Source organism: Gallaecimonas kandeliae (assembly GCF_030450055.1).
Taxonomy (GTDB): domain Bacteria; phylum Pseudomonadota; class Gammaproteobacteria; order Enterobacterales; family Gallaecimonadaceae; genus Gallaecimonas; species Gallaecimonas kandeliae.
Genome location: NZ_CP118480.1, coordinates 3,137,815 through 3,154,862, shown reverse-complemented (window position 1 = coordinate 3,154,862; position 17,048 = coordinate 3,137,815). Strand labels below are relative to the sequence as shown.

Sequence of the window (17,048 nt, the reverse complement as noted above, 5' to 3'; positions counted from 1 at the left end):
TGGTTACAGAGCGAGGATGGCAGGATGCTAGGGGCGGGTCATTTGAACGGGGGCAAAAAGGGAATGGCGGGGTGATCCCCTATCCCCAAACGACGTCCGGCCGGGCGTCATATTCCGACTTCGACCAGAATTCAACGTCCAGGGTCAACAGAGAGGTCTTTTCAGCCCGGCTAATGGCTCCGGCGAAATAGGCTTCTGGACCACCTTTGAAGTTGAGGGCTCTTTGGGCCTCTTCAATCAGCTCATTTAAGGCGGCGCCCAACGACTTCCTGTACATATTGTCACAGTAAAAGACCGGTCGTTTTTCCTCCTCACTGCGGCGACGCTTTTCTTCCCTGAGTTCAATGAGCAGCTCATGGATATCGTCATCGGTCAGCTCTTTGGTATCAATCTGCATGGCCATCTCCTCTCAGTTCTTGTCGCTTCGTTTCAGGTACTCCTGCATAGCGTCCTTGAGGTGTGGAAGCGGATCTAATCCCGCCATGTTCTTACACGCCTCCAGCACGTCCATGAGTGACCTCAGATCATGTGCCCGGCTCTCCATCGCATCCCGTAGCTGCTCCAGCTTTTCACGCTCATGGGCTTGCCGTTGCTCCAGTGTCATGGCCTTTCCTTATCTGCTGTATTCGCTGGCTATACACGCCTGGCCAGGCGCACGTTCTGATACACCTCGAAAGCGCGCTCGCGTTCTGGCCCAACGTCCAGTTGCGCCGCATAGGCGTGCCACGCCTGTTCGGCCTCGTTGAGCAGTCGGTGGGCCTTTTCCTTGGCGGCTTCCAGCTTCATCTGCGGGGTAGCTTCTGGCGGGTGTTGGGAGTCGCCAGTGCAATAGCCATTACAGTTTTGGTCACCCTGGTGGCAGTCGATACCGCAGATCATGATTTGCTTGCTCATCTTCACTTCCTCAATTCCCGCAGCAGCTTGCCGACGTCGTCGCCGCCCCAGGTGCCGGCGTTGGTGTCAACGATATGGTCGGCCCTTTGGTGGCGTTCGCGGCGGCAGGCAGCGTCATAGTGCAGCTTGAGTTGCCGTTCGGTGTAGTGGCCGATGCGCTCCGGGTTGTGGCCGGCGGCGATCAGGGTGGCGAAGATGTCCCGCCAGCGGACGCTCCCGGCAGCGGCCGGAGCAGTTCGCTGAACCACTTGCTCTGGAGCTGCCGAACGAAGAAAGGGCCGCAGACCCGCCACCAGGTAAAGGCCAGAGCCTGGCCGTCGGCGTCGCCGAGCTGCTCTATCCAGGCCCGCTCGACGCCCGCCGAGGCGGCGATGAGGTCAAGCACCTGGTCGTGATGCTCGGCCATCAGGTCGAGGATGGCGTCGATAGGGGTGTTCTCGGGTTTGGCGGTCAGCTTGGCCAGCCCGGCCAGCAAGGGCTGGATGCTGGCCCGCAAGCGTAGCCCCTGGACGAAGCTGTACTCGCGCACCGTGATATCCCGGCCGGCGATGGCGATCTCGGCATCGGGAAAGAGGGTCTCCAGATCCTGGAGGCCCTCTTCTTTAGGCTGCAGCTTCTCAGCCATCAGCTGGTCGCCCCGATCTGCCGCAACCGGCCGTAGCCGCCCAGGGCGCTATCGGCCTCGTTGTTGCTGTCGATGAGCAGGGTGCCGTCCAGGGAGATCTCGACCATCTTGTCGCTGATGAGGTCGAGGGTCGCCACCGGGTTGAACTTGGCGCGGTAAAAGTCCCACCTCATCTGGTCGGTGGCGCCGTCCACGGCGTTGGTGCCGACCAAGCTCATGTAACGCACCGGCGGCTTCTGGGTGAACATCGCCACGTCGACGCTGGCGCCGTAGTCATAGTCGGCGGTAAAGGGCTGGGTGAGGCTACCCGGGTCGAGGATCTCGATGATGCCGCCGGCCAGATCTTCTTCCTTGTAGTTGGTATCCAGCACCAGCGGCACAGGGGTGCCGGCGCTGTCCTGGATGGCCAGGGCGCTGATGCCGGTGCCTTCCAGCTGCACCTGGTCGCCGGCCACCAGGCCGAGCGGCAGGGTTTCGCCGGTGGCGCTGCCGGCGGCGATGATGTTGACGTTGCCGTAGAGCCCCAGGGCCAGGTTCTTGGACAGGGCATAGCGCAGCTTCAGGGTGAAGCTGACTTCGGTGCCGGTGTGCATGGTGGCGGAGGTGTTGCGGTTGCCGCTGTAGCTCTCCTTGCGCTTTTCTTCGCTGGCGCTGGACTTCACCATCAGCTCGGCATCACCGACCCAATACATGGCGCCCGGCTTGCCGTTGATGTTGTCGCCCAGGCGTACCTTGCCTTGCAGTGCAAAATCCAACATGGCTGCTTACCCCTTCTTCTCGGTGGCCGGAACAGCGGGGCTGTTCTTGGCGATGATGTCACGCTCGATCAGGAACTGGCGCTGGGCGGCGGTGACGGTGATGGTGGCGCCTTTCTTGAAAGGCTTGCCGCCGTGCTTGTGGTCCTTCAAGAGGACCACCTCGACGGTGGCCGGTTTGGGTGCGGTGCTCATGCGGTGCCTCCGGTGATGAAATGGGTGGTGGTAAAAACGTCTATCCAAAGCAGGGTGTTGGCGTCGTATTCCATGACGTCGCCCTTGAGCCAGCTCACCGGCCGCAACGGCGCCTCGGGCACCCAGCCGATAAGGGCGGTGCGCACGGCGCCGATCAGCGGCCGGGCTTCCTGCAGGGCCTCTTCGCCGGTGCGCCCGCGCTGGTGCCGGGCCACGGTGATCACGCCAAAGGTGCAGAGCACCTGGTTGACGCCGCGGCTGCGGGCCCCGGCCGGGCTGTCCGGCGAGTTGGGGTTGATTTCCGAGGCCAGCACCACATAGGCACTGCCGTGGCGAAAGTCGCGCAGGCTCTTCACCGCGGCGTATTCGGCGCCCCCGCAAACGCCGCCGGTCAAGGCCGCCACCTGCTCACGCAGGCGCTGCTGGACCAGGGCGACGTCAAAGGGTTCGTTCATGGCTCAAAAGTCCTGCAGGCTGTCATTGGTGAACTGGCGCGCCGGGGCGGACCAGTCCGGGCTGCCGGTACCGGCCGGGGCCGTGGTGTCCCCCAAGCCCAGGCTGAACTTGCCGGCGGCGGTTTGCTGCAGCAGGGCCAGGGCGTCGCGGTAGGCGCGCACTATGGGGTCGTCCTTTTCGCCGCCGACGCGGTCCTTGTGCAGCTGGTAGCGGGTGATGGCCCGCGCCCAGGTGGTGACGATGCCCGGCACCGGGTCCAGCGGCAGGTAGCCGCGCGGCGCCAGGTAACCGTCGATCACCGCATCGGCGTCAACCACGGCGGCATCGATGACGGCCAGGGCCTGGTCAGCCACAGCAATCTCGTCCGCACTCCAGGCGCTGCGATCAGCCCCGGTCAGGGAAGCCTGCATCAGGTCGGCATCGACCACGGCCTCCTGCTCGGGGGTGGCCACCTGGGCCAGCTCTCGGGCGCCAGGGCTTTTGGCCAGATCGCTGCGGCTGATGTAGCTCATGCGTCACCTTGGCCAGTGCCTTGCTCTGCAGCCTGCAGGGCGGCGATCAGCTCGGCCTTTTTCAGGGTGGCGAAGTCTTCCACACCCGATTGCTCGGCCAGGGTGCGCAGCTCGTCGACCTTGAGCTTGTCGAGGTCAGCCTGGGCCTGGGGGGCCGCTTCGTCCGGCACCAGGGCGCCGGAGTTGACCAAGGCTTCCACCGCCTTGGGGTCTGCCTCGATATGGCCGGTCTTTTTGATCTCGCCCTGCCACTTGATGGGGCGGTCGATGCGGTAACGGGTCATGCTCACCTCTTCAAATTGAGGGGCCTTCCTTGGCCCTGGGCTTCCTATTGTTCCGGCTATCAGGCCAGGTTCTGCAGCAGGTAGCCTGCTGTCATGCCGCTCAGCACCGGCACCCGCTCGTAGGTCACCGGGTAGATCCAGCTCTTGGCGTTCTTGTCGTAGTAGGCCTGCTCCACCATGGGGTGGCCTTCCATGGTGTAGGTGTACCCATAGCTGGGTTCTTCCCTGTTGGGGTCCGGGGAGGTGGGCACGTAGGCCAGCACCGCATCGCTGCCCCACACCGGGCTGAGGTTGCCACTGGCGTCGGAAGTGATGGCTTTGCCCACCTGGACGTTCTCCAGGTCAAGCAGGGCGGCGATCATGGCGGTGGTGATGGAGTCCTTCGAGGTGTACTTGAAGTTCTCCTTCATCTTGGCGTTCTCCTGTAGGGCGGCAAAGCCCTTGGCCGAGACGATCAGGGTGTTGGCTTCCATGCCGGTGGTGTCGCGGATGGCCGTTGCACCGGTGCGGAGATCCTTGGCCGGGTCATTGGCGTCGTCGGTCCACTTGGCGGCGGAAAGGTCTACCTTGTGGTCGCTGTCGTAGTTGGCGGCGTTGCGGGCCAGGGCGCCCTGCTCGCGCTCCAGGGCCAGGCTGGCGATGGCCATGGCGTTATTGATGGCGCGCTGGCCGAGGTTGATGCCGGGCACCTGGCTGGCGTCGCGCAGGTGCTCGCGGGGTACCACGCCTTCCAGGGCGTCCTGCACCAGGGCGAAGGGTTCGCCTTGGTAGCCGAATTGCACCCGTTTGGTGGCGGAGCCGGGAGTACGGCGGATGTTGTACTCCATGAAGGCTTCTTTGCCGAAGGTCAGGATCTGGCCGCCCGACACCGCCACCGACACGCGGGGGAACAGTGCCAGACCGACGTGCTTGTTTTGGCGGTAGCCGTTGGCGTGGGTGGTCAGAATGGGGTCGATAACCCGCACCTGGTTGTTGTTCATCTGAGGCATGGTTCTCTCCTGATTGCTTCGGTGGGGTTAGTTGGCGATGAGCAGCACTTCGCACAGCTCGCCATCGGCCACGGACTGCAGGGCCCTGGCCACCGTGACACCGGCGCTTTTGACGGTGGCGGTGCCATTGGCGCCCACTTCCAGGGCGTCACCGTCGGCGATGGCGCCGGTGGCCTTGACCACGGCGGTGCCGATGATGTCGACCGGCAGGGCGGCGCCGAGGGCGGCGTCGGAGCGGGCTACCCCTTTGGCGTTGCCGGCGGCGGTAGCGGTGGCGTTGTCCCAGCCAACGAAGGTGTTGGCAGTGACAGCGGCGCTGGCGATAGCGCACAGCCCCAGCAGGGAATAGTTTTGAGCGGACATGGGTGGCTCCTTTAGCTGACCGCATTGATCGCGGTGTTGTAGTCACACTGGTGCTGTACCTGGTAGGCCAGCGCCTTGTTGTGCAGGGCGAGGCGGTCCGGGTCGACGCTGTAACCTTGCGGGGCGGCGAAGCTGGCCGGCTTGTGTTCATCCTGGGTCGCGCCGTGCTCGGCGTAGTCCACCTGCTGCGGCAGGCTGCCCAGGAAGCCTTTGAACCACTCGACGCCGGCTTTCTTGACGCTCTGGTCGCCGTCGGCGAACTCCACAACGCTGGCCTCGTCCAGGTGCGCCATGAAGGCAACCAGGCCCTCGCGGTCGCGGGGCAGCACCTTGCCCTCTTTCACCAGGCCGTCGGCAAAGCTGGCAATGCCGGCCTTACGGGCTTCGGCCTCCTTGGCCTGATATTGCTGTTCGCGCTGGGCTAATTCGGCTTCGCGGCTCTGCAGGGCGCTTTCACGCGCGGCAAAATCCGCTGTTTTGGTCGGGTCCATCTCGGTCTCCTCGGGCTCAGAAAAGTGGGTGGGGCCTTCCGCCGCCTCGCGGCGCATGTCCTCCTCGTAGGAGGTGATCAACCAGTCGGGGATCACCTTGTCGGCGGTTTCACTGTTGCGGTCTTCGATGAGGAACTCGCGCAGGCCGCGCAAGATGCGAGTCAGGGCCCAGGCACCGGGCGCCTCGCCATTGGCGGCAAACTCGACGGTGACCACTTCACCGTCGCCGGCCTCGGCGAAGCTGGCCGGTTTCAGCCCCTTGACGGCCGGCGCCTGGGCACCGAGAAAGCCGACATGGCGCAGGTACCAGACACCGGGCACCGGGTTGCTGGGGCTGTCGGGGTGGAAGAAAGAGGCGCTGATGCGGGGAAAGCGGCCGTTGTTGACCATCTCGGCGAACTGGGCCTCCACCTGCTCGGGCTCGCCCTGCATCACCTCCCCGTTTATGGCCACCGAGCGCACCCAGCCATAGGCCGGGTCGTTGAGCTTGGGATGGCCGACCACCAGGGGCGCCTTGAAGACGGCCGGGTCGTAGGCGGCAACCGAGGCGGCGATATCGGCGGCGCTGAAACTCAGCTGCTGGCCGTCCATGGCGGTATGGGTGCCGGCTTTGAAGATCTCTAATGCGCTCACATGGCTACTCCGGTTCGAAATCGAGGAAGAAATCGCTTTGACGGACTCAGCCTATGGGCGCGGGCGGTGGTTGTAATTTGAACGGGGGCAAAACTGAAAGGCGGTCTGGGGTGACGTGGAAAGTGCCGAGGGAGGCGCCGGTGGGTGGCCAGGCCTTTTTATAAAAGCCTCAACGCCGTTTTGGCGGCCGTAACGGCCTCAGGTTGCGGCCGCTGTAGCGGGTAACGGCCCTAAAACGCCCACAGCGGCGCTCAGGGCCTTTTCCCTAAATGGCCTCACTGAGGTAGTGCTGGGCCATCTTCACCAGGTAGTCGTCGTCTTCCTTGCTGGTACCGAGCCAGGGCCTGGCCGGAATGTGAGTGACATGCTCACCGATGGTTACCCACTGGGCAAAGTCACTCTTCGATTTATGGACGAAGCGGTTGCCGACGCTGCCGTCTTCATTGCGCTTGAAGTAGGCCTGCTGGCTGCGGGCGGCATGCTCGATGGTGGCGCCGAACTGCATGGCGGCGCCATAGGGCCGGTCGGTACCGAAGGCCAGGCTATCGTCGTCGATGACGCCGCGCAGGGTGTTCATCAGGTAGCCGCGCAGGATCAGGATCTTGTCCTGATTTTGCTTCTTGCGGGCCTTGTAGCGGGGCGAGAGTGGCTTCCAGGGGTTGCCTTGCGGGCTGCGCTGCTTGAGGAAGCGCTCGGTGGTGCTGCGCTGTAGGTATTCGCGGACATTGACCAGCAGCGGCCTGGGGTCATCCAATGCCTGGATCAGCTTCCCCAATTGGCTGCCGGCCGGCCCGGTAAGGCCGATCTCGATGCGGGCGCCGGCCATCAGTTGTCCCCGCGCCGGTAGAGGCGCACCCCGGTGCGCCACAGGTCGCTGTTCTGGCCGCCAACATCGGCGCGCCAGCCGTCAGCCCCCCATTGCACCACCACCAGCACCGGCAGCGGCTGGCCCGGTACCTGGAAGCGAGCGAGGTAAAGGCGGGTTAGGGTCGCCTTTTTCAGCTCAGGGTGCCACTCCAAGCGCACCCAGATCTCATCGGGCGCCTGCAGGGCCTTGGCCACCAGCGGCAGCTCGGCAGTGGGTACGGTACTGGCCAGGGCGCCGCTGGCGTCGGTCAGGAGGGTTTTACCGATGGCCAGCCGCTCGCCCACCACATCCTGGAAGACGGCCGGGCTGGCCGAGGTGGCGCCGAAGGGCGAGAGGAAGTCGCTGACCGCCTGCTCAGGGCTGGTGGCAGGCGACAACGAGGCGCTGACCGGTCTCGGTTCGGGCAGCAGATCGCCCGGCGGGCGGCTCGGCAGGCTGGGGGTGCCAGTGGGGTTGGGTGAGGCGATTGGGGGCGGCACGGCGCTTTCCAGCCGCGCACGGCCGGGAGTGTGCTCGAAGCCGGGATCTATGCCGTCCGGTACCCGGACGGTGCGCGGGCCACCGGGGCTGCGCTTGCCCACCTCCACGGTCTGCCATGTGATAGTCGGCGACGGTGACGGGCTCAGGCCCTGCTGCTCCATATCGAAGGCCGAGAGGCCGGTTATGAAGCACTGGCAGCCCCAGCCGTTGGGGCAGCTATGGGTGCGCCACCAGGGGTCGGTGGCCTTGAGGATGATGCCGTTCCAGGACAGGTGCAGCGGCCTGGGGTGGCTGACGGCGTCGCTGTGGTGGTACTGCCAGAACGGCAGGATGTCACGGTCAGCCCAGAGCTGCGCGTAACGGCCGGCACCGTAGCTGCTGTAAAGGTTGGTCTCATAGATGACGCGGGAACGCCAGTTACGCCCGCCCTTATAGTCCCAGCCGTGGCGGGCGACGATGGCGTCGAAGTCCTTGCGAAAATCCTCCAGGGTGGTGCCCTCGGCAATGGCTTTCTCGACCGCTTGGCGAAAATCGGCCAGCAGCGCATCGCGGGTGGCACCGGCCACCATGAAAGCCCAGTCGTGCTCGGCGCCGTAGATGTCGGTCCAGGCCTGGGTGGGCACATTGAGCTTTTTCCGGAAGAAGCGGATCTGCTCCGGGAACGGCACTGAGCCATAGCTGACGCTGCTGGCCATCAGCGCTGTTCCTCTTTGACCGCGTTCCTGCCGGCCAGGTGGGCGGCACTGTCGGCTTCAGCCAGGGCGGCGGCGTACTGGTCCAGGCTCATGGCCGGGTACAGATCCAGCAGCTTGGTACGCAGCTCTTCGAGGCTTTGGACCTGGCCCACCAGTGTACGCACCTGGTCAAGCCAGGCGCCTACGGGCGCGGCCAGGGCCTTCTCAGCCTGAGGCAGCATCTGTGTGGGGGGCTGGGCCTGGCTTTCTGCAAAGCTGGCCGACGGCGCCCCGAGTAGCGCCTGGCCTGGATTTGGGGGCGGCGGTGCGATGGGGGCTTTCTCTTGCCAGCCTTCGCCGTAGTTGTCTTGGATGTAGCCAAGGGTCGGCTTGAAGCCCATGTCAAAGATGGTCTTGTCGCGGGTGGCCCGCTCACCCAGATCCTCGTCCTGGGAGACCTTGCGGTAGACGCTGGGCAGGGCCGCGCCAGGGAAGTTCCATTCCACCAGCCAACGCACGATGCTGCGGTTGAAGGACTCACAGATGAGGTCGGCATCGGCCTTGATGAGATCCTCGCGCACCTCACCCTGCAGCTTGTCGTTACCCAGGCGCCCAGGGGTACCCTCGGAGCTGGCCACCTGGCCCATCACCACCTTGGCGATGGCCCTGTCCATCCGGTCGACCAGGGCCACGTAGTCGGCAGAACCCGAGCGGGCCGCCTCCATCAGCTCGATCTGCATTCCCTGGGGCACGATGATCCCCGAGTCGGTGGTGATGGCTGACAGGGCCTGCAGCAGGCGCTGCTTTTCCGCCGGGGTGGCGTTGCTGTCATAGGTGCCCTTGGCAGTGGGCTGGCCGAATTTCTCCAGGAAGATAAGCCAGAACTTGATGCCGGAGCGCTTGAACAGCACCGGCCAATACAGCCAATGGGCCAGGCCCAGGCCATAGGGCTCGTCGTCGTGGTCGGCGCCGGTATTGAAGGCCCAGAACTTGCGCTCCGGCAGCAGCTCGCCGTTGGGCTGGCCAAAAGTCTTGAGGCGCAGCCGGCCGGCCCCGTCAAAGCCGAAGCGCTGGCGGTCGCGCACCTTGATCTCGTCCAGCGTCACAAAGCGCCCATCACGGCCCCACATGGCCTCGGCCACGGCGAAGCCGTAGAAGACCCCGAACAGCATCAGGCCGGTGACCCGGTCGAAGCCGACCTGGGCCACCTGCTCGCGGATGAAATCGGCGGCGGCCTGGTCCTTGCGGGTCTTGCCGCCGGGTGTGACCGTCCATTCCTTACTGGTGATGGCCAGCTGACGCTGGCTCCAGACCCCTTTTACCTGGTCGTCACGCAGCACCTGGCGGTAGATCTCGTAATCCCCGTTGCTGCGCAGCTGCAGGATCTGGTCGCTGCTCGCCTGCAGCTGTAGCGGGTCCAAAAAGCCCCTGGTGATGTCCCGGCCGTCGAGGCTGGTGGCGATCTCCTGCATCACCGGCTGGCCAGCGCCGGCCTCGGCGAAGCTGGCCGGTACTGGCACCTGTTGTTGTTCGGGTTTGGACATCAGTAGCCTCCAAAGTCTTGCGAGCCGGCCACGGTGCCAAAGCCGGCGTCGGTGATAGGTGCGGACCGGGTATCACCGTCCTGGCTAAGGGCCTGGCGCCGGCCGATGGATTGGAAGTCAATTTCCACCGTCGGGCCGCCTGCCGCATGGATCGCCAGGCCCAGGGCCCAGAAACGGTCGGCATGGCCATCGGGGGTGCGTTCGGCGGTAAAGCGGACGTTGCCGGCGGTGGTCACCTGCTTGGTGACCTGGCGCAGGTCGGCGCGGATCTTCGGGTCGTGGGGGATGCGCAGACGCCGTTCTTCCATGGCCGAGCGGATGGGGTACGCCAGCTGCTCCTTGACGGCCGGGGTAAAGGTGACCGGCTCGACCCGGTAGGTACCGAACTTGTCCTGGGCGTCGTCGGCCCAGCCGATGCCGAGGCCGGTCGCGTCGATGCAGATGCGGGACGCCCTGGCAAACCAGGGCCAGAGCACCTTTTCCTGCTCGGACTTGCGCATGTTCTGCAGGCATTCGACGTGGCGGGTGTAGAGCACGTCGCCGAGCTTCTCCACCACCCATAGCACGGTCAGGTCCGCCTTACGGCCGATGTCCACGCCGATGAACAGCTGGCCACCTTCCTGGCGCTGCCACTCGCTGCCCGCCGGGAACTCGGCGCCGGTGATGAGCCCGTACTCCAGGAAGGCGGCGTCGTCGTCGGCGGGGTTGCACATGTACTCCTGCTGGAAGGACTCCTCATCGGCGCAGCCGGCCCGCACCCAGTCGAAATAGGCGGCCTCGTCCATGGCCTGGCGTTCGTCGTCGGCCGGCAGCATCTGCTGCAGCTTGAACAGGAAGCCCTGGTCCAGGGCGTCCTGCAGGGTGACCTTGTGGTGGCTGATGCCCTTGGGGTTGCCGTTCTCGACAATCTCCCTGATCAGCTGGTTGAAGAAGTTATGGCTGCCGCGATGGGTGGAGATGATCTCCAGCGCCCCGCCCCAGGTGATACCCGGATACGCGATGGACCAGAGCTTGCGCGGGTCGGGGTGCAGGGCGAACTCGTCCAGCACCCGGCCGCCGCGCTTACCGGCCTGGGCGTCGGGGTTGGAACTCATGGAATGGATGCGCCGGCCACTGGCGAATTGCAGCACATAGGCCGAGAGCCGGGCCTGGGGGTCCACCACCACCTCGCCAAGGTCTTGGGCGGCCTGACCCATGATGTCCGCCCACATTTTGCAGTCTTCGATGAAGAGCCGCGCCTGCAGCTCGTCGCGGCTGCTCACCCACTGGTCAAAACGGGCGTCCTGGGCGGCGGTGCGCTCGTCGCAGGCATAGGCGGTGGACCAGGAAAGGCCAATCTGCCGGCTCTTTTCCATCAGCTTGAGGCGGCTGACGTCGGTGATCCACTTGGACTGGTAAGGCAGGAAGATGGCGTCCGGGTCGGCCGGTATGCACTTGGCGTTGCCTCTGGGCTGGCTCATCACTTGATCCCCAGGGCGTCGCGGATGGCTTGCTTGGTTTCCTCGGTCACGCCCCCCTTGTTGGGCATGGCTTCAAGGGCCGCCGTTTGCTCACGCAGCAGTTCCTGGCGCGCTGCCTCGGCAATGTCTTCCTGGTACTTCTTCAGGGCTACCGAGCTGCGGGTCAGGGTGGCGATGTTCTTGGCGGCCTTGGAGAGCAGGCCGATGCGCTCGGCCGGGTTCACATCCTCGTCGCTCGCTTCCTGGAGCGCCATGATCGACTCGAAAAGCTCGCTTTGGATCATGGCGGTCAGGGCTTCTGAGCGGGCGTCTTCACGGTCGCCGGCATGGGCGCGGATGATCTTGGCGGCCTCGGTGCTGGCGCGGATGGCAGACAGGCGCTGCTCCAGCTTCTGGCCGTAGCGGCCCAGGGCGCTACGCGATGGCAAGTCGTCTTCGTCTGGGAACTGTGCCCGCAGATCAGCCACTTTCTCGTCCAGCGTCAGCGCCGTGTTCATCAGCAAGGCTTCGATGTAATCGCGGATTTCTGCGGGCTGGCGCGCAATGGAGCTGCGACTGGATACGATGCTCATAAGCTCACCAGTACTTCTCGGGGCGGGCGATGCCGGGGTGGCAGGCGACGGTGTACTCGGCCACGTCGGTGCCGAGCGCCGTCAGCTCGCAGTGCCAGCGCCCGTCGGGCTGCTTGGCCACGGTGATCAGCTTGCGGTCGCCCAGGTAGTCCAGCTCCCGGCGCAGCTCCTGGCGGGTGGCGTCGGGGTATTCGCTCTGCACCACAGACAGCACCAGGTGCTCACCGGCGCCGATGGGCCTGGCGTTGTTGAGGGTCAGCAGCACGAACCAGCGCATGGACTCGCGGCGGATCTTGGCCATATCAATCTGCGTCATGGGGGCTCCTCGGTTTGATCTGCCGGTAAAGGGTATTGGCTAGGTGGTCGAACTTGGCTTCCAGGCGGCTTTGGCCGCGAATGTAATCCTCGGCGCGCACGTACTTCTCGGGCAGCTCGGCCTTGAGGGCCATCAACTGCCGCTCCACTTCGCTGACCTGCTGGCTGTTGCGCTGCTCGCTCTCCTCGATGCGGGTCAGACGCTGGTTGAGGGCGGTGAACTGGGTGTCGAGCTGCTGGGTGAAGAGCCGGCCGATGTACTTGGCCAGGGCCCAGCCGCCGGCCAGCAGCGTCAACGCCAGGGCGACCAGGGTCAGAACGTCCTTAGTGTCCATTGCGCTCTCCCAGCAGGCGGCGTTGGAGTTCATAGAGCCGGCCGGCGCAGAGGCCGTACTGGTCGTAAAGCTGTTTCAGGGCCAGGGCGGTGGCGTCCATGCCGTTATCCTCCGGACTGACCGGCGGCGGGCACGGCACCATCAAGGCCGCCGGCTGCGGCTTGGGCAGCACGGGCGCGGGCGGCGACGAGCTGGCGCATGACGCCAGCATCAAAGCGGCACTGAGCACGCAGAGAGGCCGTTTCATGGAGCATCTCCTTGAGGGCTTGGGTGGTAGCGGCGTCCTGGGCGGCCCGGCTGCTGCCGAGCTGCGCCAGGCGCGCACTGGCGCTGTTGGCCTCCTTGATGAGGCTGCGCTGATTGGTGATCACCTGGTTCAGGCTCTGCAGCTGGGCCTGGTCCTGGGCGGCGGTTACCGACAGCGCCCCGTCGTGCCAGCCCTTCCAAAACCCCCCGGCACTGCCCAGCAAAAAGGCGCTGAGAATGGCCAATGCGATCCAGGGCAGCTTCATCAGAATTTCCCCTCGCAGGCCGCTGGACCCCAGCTTTGGTACAGGGGCTGCCAGCGGCGCACGATCTGCTGCACATAGGCGCGGTTCTCGCGCCGGGCAGATTCGCTGCGCTGGGTGTAGGCCTCGACGCTACCGAACCAGGTGCCGGGGTCGGCGCCGGCGCCGGCGGCCAGGGCCTGGTCGCGCCTGACCCAGGTCAGGCCGCCGTTGTAGGCGGCCAGGGTCATGGCCAACTGCTGGCAGGTGCTGGCCGCTTCGATGCGCAGGTAAAGCCAGCGGTCGTAGAGCACCAGGGCTTGCAGGGCCCAGGCCGGATCCTGGGGCTGGTTGGCCCCCAGCGGCTCGGCATACAGCTCCGCCATCCAGGCGGCGGTGGCCGGCATGAACTGGGCCAGGCCCTGGGCACCGACAGGCGATTCGGCATCCGGGCGCCAGCGGCTCTCCTGGTGGACCTGCGCGGCCAGCAGCGCCACCGGCGCATCCAGGCCCCAGTTGGCCTGGGCGCTGCGCAGCAGCAAATGCTGGTACTTGAGGGCGGCGGCGGGAAGGGTGCCCAGGTCCTGGGCCGGTTCCAGGGCCGAGCCTTGGGCCGGTACCAGCGGCCCGCAGGCGGTCAGCAGCAGGGTGAGGCAAAGCAGCAGGCGCTTCATTGTCAGAGCCCCAGCGTCAGGCCGAGCACGCAGGCGATGACGATCAGCGCCCGGCGTATTGTTAGCGCCGCCGCCACATAGCCCAGAGTCCGTGCCAGCTCGTGCTCATGGCGCCGGCAGGCGTCGTTGGCTTTCTCGAAGGCCAGGTGCGGCCTGGCGTAGGGGTAGAGGGTGCGGTCCAGCCAGTAGCCCAGCACGACGCCGAGCTGTACCAGACAGACCTTGTAGAGCACCACCGGCAGTTTGACGGGGGACAGCTCGCCAATGGCCAGCAACAGCAGGACGGCCAGCAAGGCGGCCAGGGTCAAGCGGGGGGCGGTTCGGCGTGACATGGGATGGCTCCTGACAACGAAAACGCCCCCAGTATCGGGGGCGTTGTGTCAGGGGTAATTTGAACGTGGGCAAAATCAGATGCCGGATATACCTTTCAGATACCCTTGAACGTAATTAGGCGGTAACTGCACGTCGACATAACCAGCTGCTGAGTTAACACGTATTACCAGTCCTGTGCCGGATGCGTTCACCAGAGCAGACCTAGGTAACTCAGCTGAGATAGTTTCTCTGTAGGTACAATTCCCAGCAGAAGAGCAGTAATCAACATTTCTTGCACCTATGGCGACTGGCAATTGGATAGGTCCCTTCAGTGTTGCGGACCGGAAGAACATCCAGTTCTTGCCCATGTAGGTCCATGTTATAGCAACTGTGTCGGTCACCTTACCAGTTTCCTTAAACTTCACGGCGGCCAATCTTGCGGCATAGCTGGCAGCGAAATCCCAACTATGCGTCAACTGTGGCGCTGCGTAGATATCCGAGTTGCTGAAGTCATTTTTGATTACGCTAATTGAGTGCGCAATGTCGTCCGGTGCTGCTGTGCTGAAGTCATTGTTAGCGCATCCTTGCATCAGCAAGAGCGTGGCCGCTAACACCAGTGCTTTGGGGTTCATGCTCATCCTCCTTGGATCATGCTCATCCCAGCAGGATCAGCATAGTCATTTAATCACCGTTTTTAGCCCGAAGAATTCATGGGCGTCCAGCGCAGCCTCTTCTGGCGTTTCCTTCAGCCACTCCACGATGGCGCTATCAAACAGTTCCTTGAAGTCGTCGAAGTTCTCTCCGTATGGCCAGACTTCGTCCTCGTCCTCATCAGGATCGCCATCTTCAGCGGAGGTTGGGGGTGGTTCAGGCTCGTACGGTTCGGGGGCCGCTTCGCAGACCTGGTACGGATCCGACTGCGCGCGCAGGGATCGGCGCAGGCTGTGGTTCTGCTCAACCAGGCTGAGCAGCACCTGGACGGTGACCACATGGTCCCGGTGCATCTCCTTTACGCTGTCGACGCTCAGCGCATAGTGGAGCTTGCGCCACAGCTCCGCCGGATGCAGCCCTATGGCCTCTGCCACATGCTGGACTTGCCGGTTCAGTTCCTTGCGGTGTTCTTTGGTCAACGGTGGAGGCCGCTGATAGTTGACCTCCACATAGTCCCTACCGGCGACCTTGTTGCCGTCGCCGTCTACCTCAACTGCAATGTCTATCACGGTCCCTCTACATCGCTATTGTTTCTACTTTTTGATATCGCGCCCCGCCACGGTGTTGCCGTTGCCAGTGACCCGCACCGTGCCACTGTTGCCGCCGTTATCGATACTGCCACCCTGGGGTGACACCTTGGCGTTGCCGGCGGTCAAGGCGCCATGCACGGCTGCTCGCACCTGGATGGGCGCCGCTTGATACAAGGTGATGATCTCCGCCATCTCCTCGGATAACACCTGCTGGGTGCGCTGGCCAGTCACCACATAGAGCACATCAACACCGATTTTGGCCAGTGCCGCCAGCTGCACAGCGGTGGGAGAGCTGGCGTCTTTCTCCCAGTTGATCACCGTCCCTTTCTTGGTATCCGCCTGGGCAGCAAAAACGGGCTGTGTCAGCCCAAGACGCTCTCGCTCTTCTTTAAGACGCGCACCTAACATTCAAAAATCCATACCTTTGGCATTGAATGGTTCAAATAATTGAACCATAATCAACGTGCAATACACACAAAATCATACGTTAAGGAGTCACTGCCATGACCCCCAAGCAAGTTAAAGAAGCGCTACGCGCCCAGGGCACCACCATCACCAAGTGGGCCGAGGAACGTGGTTATCCACGTGCCGCTGTCTATCGCGTTCTCAACGGCGTTGAGAAGGCGGCATACGGCCGCGCCCACCAGATCGCCGTGGACCTGGGCCTCAAGCCCAAGTTCGACGCCGATGCCGCTTGAGGGCCAGGTGATGACCTTTAACGCCCTCGGCTTTCCTACCGTCGCCCCTGTTCTTGGCGCCGCCGCCGGGCGGCCGCCAGCTCAATCAGCAGACCATCCAGAAACGCCTTGGCCAGCTTGTTCATTTCAGGCTGGTCCCAGTGCAACTGGCGTAGCGCCTTGTCCAGCTTGGTGGGGTCATGGCTGCCTGCGATCTCCGACGCTGCCGTCAGATACAACCAGGCCTGACCAAGGGCCTGCACCTGGGCTTCAAGTTTCGCTAACCGTTCGCTGGTCGCCATAACGCTGGCCTCGTTTCTGACTGTACCGAACAGCCTTGGCCTTAGCAAAGCCTTTAACAATAGCCAAAAAAACCATTTTTTTGGACGCCCCGGAGGGGCGATGAAAAAGGAGGTTCCAATGTCCGCACGGCGTTGGAAGACATATCAACCACGAGATCTGCGTAGCGCCCTGGAGGGGTGCAAGGAATACGCACGGGAAAAACACAACCTCAGCGTGGAAGGCATCGCCCAACGGATGGGCCTGGCTGACCACTGGATCCTTTACAAGTACATCCAGAGCGGCCGCATGCCGCTGCCACTGCTCATTGCTTACGAGACCGTCTGCGGCATCAACCTGGTATCGCGCTGGCTGGCTGCCGCCACCGGCAAGCTCCTTATCGATATGCCCACCGGCCGCAAGGTCGGCAGCGAAGACATCCAGGAGCTGCAGCAGCAGCTTCACGCCGTCACCGGCCTGCTGATGGCCTTCTATGCCGGCAGCGCCGACGCCGACGCCACCCTGGCCGGCATCCAGAGCGCCCTGGAAACCCTGGCCTGGCATCGCGGCAACGTGCAGCAGCACGCCCAGCCCCAACTGGAGTTCAGCGACCATGAGTAACGCCAACGTGAGCAACACCGGGCTGCGCATCTTGCGCGCCATCAAGGCGCTCTCCGGCCATGCCCTGGACGGCCTTTCCAACGCCGAGTTGGCCCAGGCCCTGAACATCCCACCCAGCGCCGTGACCCGGCTGATGGCCACCATGGCCGCCGAGGGCTTTGCCACCAAATTGGACAACGGCCGCTTTGCCCCTGGCATGGCCCTGCTGCAGGTAGCCCAGCGCACCAGCAACGAGCTGGCCGCCGCCAACGAACGCATCAATGAACTGACCCAGCGTATCCACGCCGGGGCTCGCCATTAAGGAGCCACGC

At 64.1% G+C, this 17,048-nt stretch carries 31 protein-coding genes; 3 read left to right on the top strand and 28 right to left on the bottom strand.

Features of this window, described 5'->3' with window-relative positions; translation table 11 throughout:
* Positions 1-79: 79 nt before the first annotated feature.
* The 27 genes from PVT67_RS15655 to PVT67_RS15530 form a co-directional block, all read right to left on the bottom strand.
* The gene (locus PVT67_RS15655; protein WP_301495207.1) at positions 80-397 is read right to left on the bottom strand and encodes a hypothetical protein; all 318 of its coding nucleotides are present in this window, start codon (positions 395-397) and stop codon (positions 80-82) included.
* Between the two features lie 12 nt (positions 398-409).
* Positions 410-604: a hypothetical protein gene (locus PVT67_RS15650; protein ID WP_301495205.1), complete on the bottom strand. Its 195-nt coding sequence runs from the start codon at positions 602-604 to the stop codon at positions 410-412.
* 29 nt (positions 605-633) lie between these two features.
* Positions 634-894 (bottom strand): hypothetical protein, encoded by a 261-nt coding sequence (locus PVT67_RS15645; protein WP_301495204.1) that lies wholly within the window; start codon positions 892-894, stop codon positions 634-636.
* A 2-nt stretch (positions 895-896) separates the two neighbouring features.
* Positions 897-1,142, bottom strand: coding sequence for a hypothetical protein (locus PVT67_RS15640; protein WP_301495202.1), 246 nt, complete (start codon positions 1,140-1,142; stop codon positions 897-899).
* The gene (locus tag PVT67_RS15635) at positions 1,076-1,519 is read right to left on the bottom strand and encodes a DUF6631 family protein (RefSeq protein ID WP_301495200.1); all 444 of its coding nucleotides are present in this window, start codon (positions 1,517-1,519) and stop codon (positions 1,076-1,078) included. The genes PVT67_RS15640 and PVT67_RS15635 overlap by 67 nt, the downstream gene beginning before the upstream one ends.
* On the bottom strand, positions 1,519-2,277 hold the full coding sequence (locus PVT67_RS15630; RefSeq protein WP_301495198.1) for a phage tail tube protein: 759 nt from the start codon (positions 2,275-2,277) through the stop codon (positions 1,519-1,521). Before PVT67_RS15630 ends, PVT67_RS15635 begins: the two co-directional genes overlap by 1 nt.
* Before the next feature lie 6 nt (positions 2,278-2,283).
* Positions 2,284-2,469: a DUF7210 family protein gene (locus tag PVT67_RS15625; RefSeq protein WP_301495196.1), complete on the bottom strand. Its 186-nt coding sequence runs from the start codon at positions 2,467-2,469 to the stop codon at positions 2,284-2,286.
* Positions 2,466-2,924, bottom strand: coding sequence for a phage tail terminator protein (locus PVT67_RS15620; RefSeq protein ID WP_301495194.1), 459 nt, complete (start codon positions 2,922-2,924; stop codon positions 2,466-2,468). Before PVT67_RS15620 ends, PVT67_RS15625 begins: the two co-directional genes overlap by 4 nt.
* A 3-nt stretch (positions 2,925-2,927) precedes the next feature.
* A complete protein-coding gene (locus PVT67_RS15615; protein WP_301495192.1) occupies positions 2,928-3,437 on the bottom strand; it encodes a gp436 family protein in 510 nt (169 codons plus the stop codon).
* Positions 3,434-3,721 (bottom strand): Rho termination factor N-terminal domain-containing protein, encoded by a 288-nt coding sequence (locus PVT67_RS15610; protein WP_301495190.1) that lies wholly within the window; start codon positions 3,719-3,721, stop codon positions 3,434-3,436. Before PVT67_RS15610 ends, PVT67_RS15615 begins: the two co-directional genes overlap by 4 nt.
* A gap of 59 nt (positions 3,722-3,780) precedes the next feature.
* Positions 3,781-4,710, bottom strand: coding sequence for a major capsid protein (locus tag PVT67_RS15605; RefSeq protein WP_301495188.1), 930 nt, complete (start codon positions 4,708-4,710; stop codon positions 3,781-3,783).
* 27 nt (positions 4,711-4,737) lie between these two features.
* Positions 4,738-5,073: a capsid cement protein gene (locus PVT67_RS15600; RefSeq protein WP_301495186.1), complete on the bottom strand. Its 336-nt coding sequence runs from the start codon at positions 5,071-5,073 to the stop codon at positions 4,738-4,740.
* Between the two features lie 11 nt (positions 5,074-5,084).
* A complete protein-coding gene (locus PVT67_RS15595; RefSeq protein ID WP_301495184.1) occupies positions 5,085-6,197 on the bottom strand; it encodes a peptidase in 1,113 nt (370 codons plus the stop codon).
* A gap of 265 nt (positions 6,198-6,462) precedes the next feature.
* Positions 6,463-7,023, bottom strand: coding sequence for a phage virion morphogenesis protein (locus PVT67_RS15590; RefSeq protein ID WP_301495182.1), 561 nt, complete (start codon positions 7,021-7,023; stop codon positions 6,463-6,465).
* Entirely contained in the window at positions 7,023-8,240 is a 1,218-nt protein-coding gene (locus PVT67_RS15585) for a PBECR2 nuclease fold domain-containing protein (protein WP_301495179.1), read from the bottom strand. Before PVT67_RS15585 ends, PVT67_RS15590 begins: the two co-directional genes overlap by 1 nt.
* The gene (locus PVT67_RS15580; protein ID WP_336407765.1) at positions 8,240-9,763 is read right to left on the bottom strand and encodes a DUF935 domain-containing protein; all 1,524 of its coding nucleotides are present in this window, start codon (positions 9,761-9,763) and stop codon (positions 8,240-8,242) included. The genes PVT67_RS15585 and PVT67_RS15580 overlap by 1 nt, the downstream gene beginning before the upstream one ends.
* Positions 9,763-11,223: a phage terminase large subunit family protein gene (locus PVT67_RS15575; protein ID WP_301495177.1), complete on the bottom strand. Its 1,461-nt coding sequence runs from the start codon at positions 11,221-11,223 to the stop codon at positions 9,763-9,765. Before PVT67_RS15575 ends, PVT67_RS15580 begins: the two co-directional genes overlap by 1 nt.
* Entirely contained in the window at positions 11,223-11,795 is a 573-nt protein-coding gene (locus tag PVT67_RS15570) for a phage protein Gp27 family protein (RefSeq protein WP_301495175.1), read from the bottom strand. Before PVT67_RS15570 ends, PVT67_RS15575 begins: the two co-directional genes overlap by 1 nt.
* A 4-nt stretch (positions 11,796-11,799) precedes the next feature.
* A complete protein-coding gene (locus PVT67_RS15565; RefSeq protein ID WP_301495173.1) occupies positions 11,800-12,111 on the bottom strand; it encodes a hypothetical protein in 312 nt (103 codons plus the stop codon).
* Positions 12,098-12,445: a hypothetical protein gene (locus PVT67_RS15560; RefSeq protein ID WP_301495171.1), complete on the bottom strand. Its 348-nt coding sequence runs from the start codon at positions 12,443-12,445 to the stop codon at positions 12,098-12,100. Before PVT67_RS15560 ends, PVT67_RS15565 begins: the two co-directional genes overlap by 14 nt.
* Positions 12,435-12,656, bottom strand: a complete 222-nt coding sequence (gene lysC, locus PVT67_RS18825; protein ID WP_419181040.1) for an Rz1-like lysis system protein LysC — start codon at positions 12,654-12,656, stop codon at positions 12,435-12,437. The genes PVT67_RS15560 and lysC overlap by 11 nt, the downstream gene beginning before the upstream one ends.
* Positions 12,550-12,957, bottom strand: a complete 408-nt coding sequence (locus tag PVT67_RS15555) for a hypothetical protein (protein ID WP_301495170.1) — start codon at positions 12,955-12,957, stop codon at positions 12,550-12,552. Before PVT67_RS15555 ends, lysC begins: the two co-directional genes overlap by 107 nt.
* A complete protein-coding gene (locus tag PVT67_RS15550) occupies positions 12,957-13,607 on the bottom strand; it encodes a transglycosylase SLT domain-containing protein (protein WP_301495167.1) in 651 nt (216 codons plus the stop codon). The genes PVT67_RS15555 and PVT67_RS15550 overlap by 1 nt, the downstream gene beginning before the upstream one ends.
* A gap of 2 nt (positions 13,608-13,609) precedes the next feature.
* Positions 13,610-13,939, bottom strand: coding sequence for a putative holin (locus PVT67_RS15545; RefSeq protein WP_301495165.1), 330 nt, complete (start codon positions 13,937-13,939; stop codon positions 13,610-13,612).
* Between the two features lie 75 nt (positions 13,940-14,014).
* Entirely contained in the window at positions 14,015-14,551 is a 537-nt protein-coding gene (locus PVT67_RS15540; protein WP_301495163.1) for a hypothetical protein, read from the bottom strand.
* Positions 14,552-14,596: 45 nt separating this feature from the next.
* Positions 14,597-15,139 carry a hypothetical protein gene (locus PVT67_RS15535; protein WP_301495161.1) on the bottom strand — a complete coding sequence of 181 codons (543 nt, stop codon included), beginning with the start codon at positions 15,137-15,139 and terminating at the stop codon, positions 14,597-14,599.
* A 24-nt stretch (positions 15,140-15,163) separates the two neighbouring features.
* The gene (locus tag PVT67_RS15530; protein ID WP_301495159.1) at positions 15,164-15,568 is read right to left on the bottom strand and encodes a helix-turn-helix domain-containing protein; all 405 of its coding nucleotides are present in this window, start codon (positions 15,566-15,568) and stop codon (positions 15,164-15,166) included.
* 95 nt (positions 15,569-15,663) lie between these two features.
* On the opposite strand from PVT67_RS15530, the gene PVT67_RS15525 reads away from it, so the two are divergent.
* On the top strand, positions 15,664-15,858 hold the full coding sequence (locus PVT67_RS15525; protein WP_301495157.1) for a DNA-binding protein: 195 nt from the start codon (positions 15,664-15,666) through the stop codon (positions 15,856-15,858).
* A 35-nt stretch (positions 15,859-15,893) separates the two neighbouring features.
* On the opposite strand, the gene PVT67_RS15520 is transcribed toward PVT67_RS15525, so the two are convergent.
* Positions 15,894-16,139: a hypothetical protein gene (locus tag PVT67_RS15520; RefSeq protein ID WP_301495155.1), complete on the bottom strand. Its 246-nt coding sequence runs from the start codon at positions 16,137-16,139 to the stop codon at positions 15,894-15,896.
* A gap of 118 nt (positions 16,140-16,257) precedes the next feature.
* Between PVT67_RS15520 and PVT67_RS15515 the strand changes: the two genes are divergently transcribed.
* Together PVT67_RS15515 and PVT67_RS15510 are read left to right on the top strand one after the other, a co-directional pair.
* Complete coding sequence (locus tag PVT67_RS15515; RefSeq protein ID WP_301495153.1) at positions 16,258-16,737, top strand: hypothetical protein; 480 nt, start codon at positions 16,258-16,260, stop codon at positions 16,735-16,737.
* Entirely contained in the window at positions 16,730-17,038 is a 309-nt protein-coding gene (locus PVT67_RS15510) for a helix-turn-helix domain-containing protein (RefSeq protein WP_301495151.1), read from the top strand. Before PVT67_RS15515 ends, PVT67_RS15510 begins: the two co-directional genes overlap by 8 nt.
* Positions 17,039-17,048: the final 10 nt, after the last annotated feature.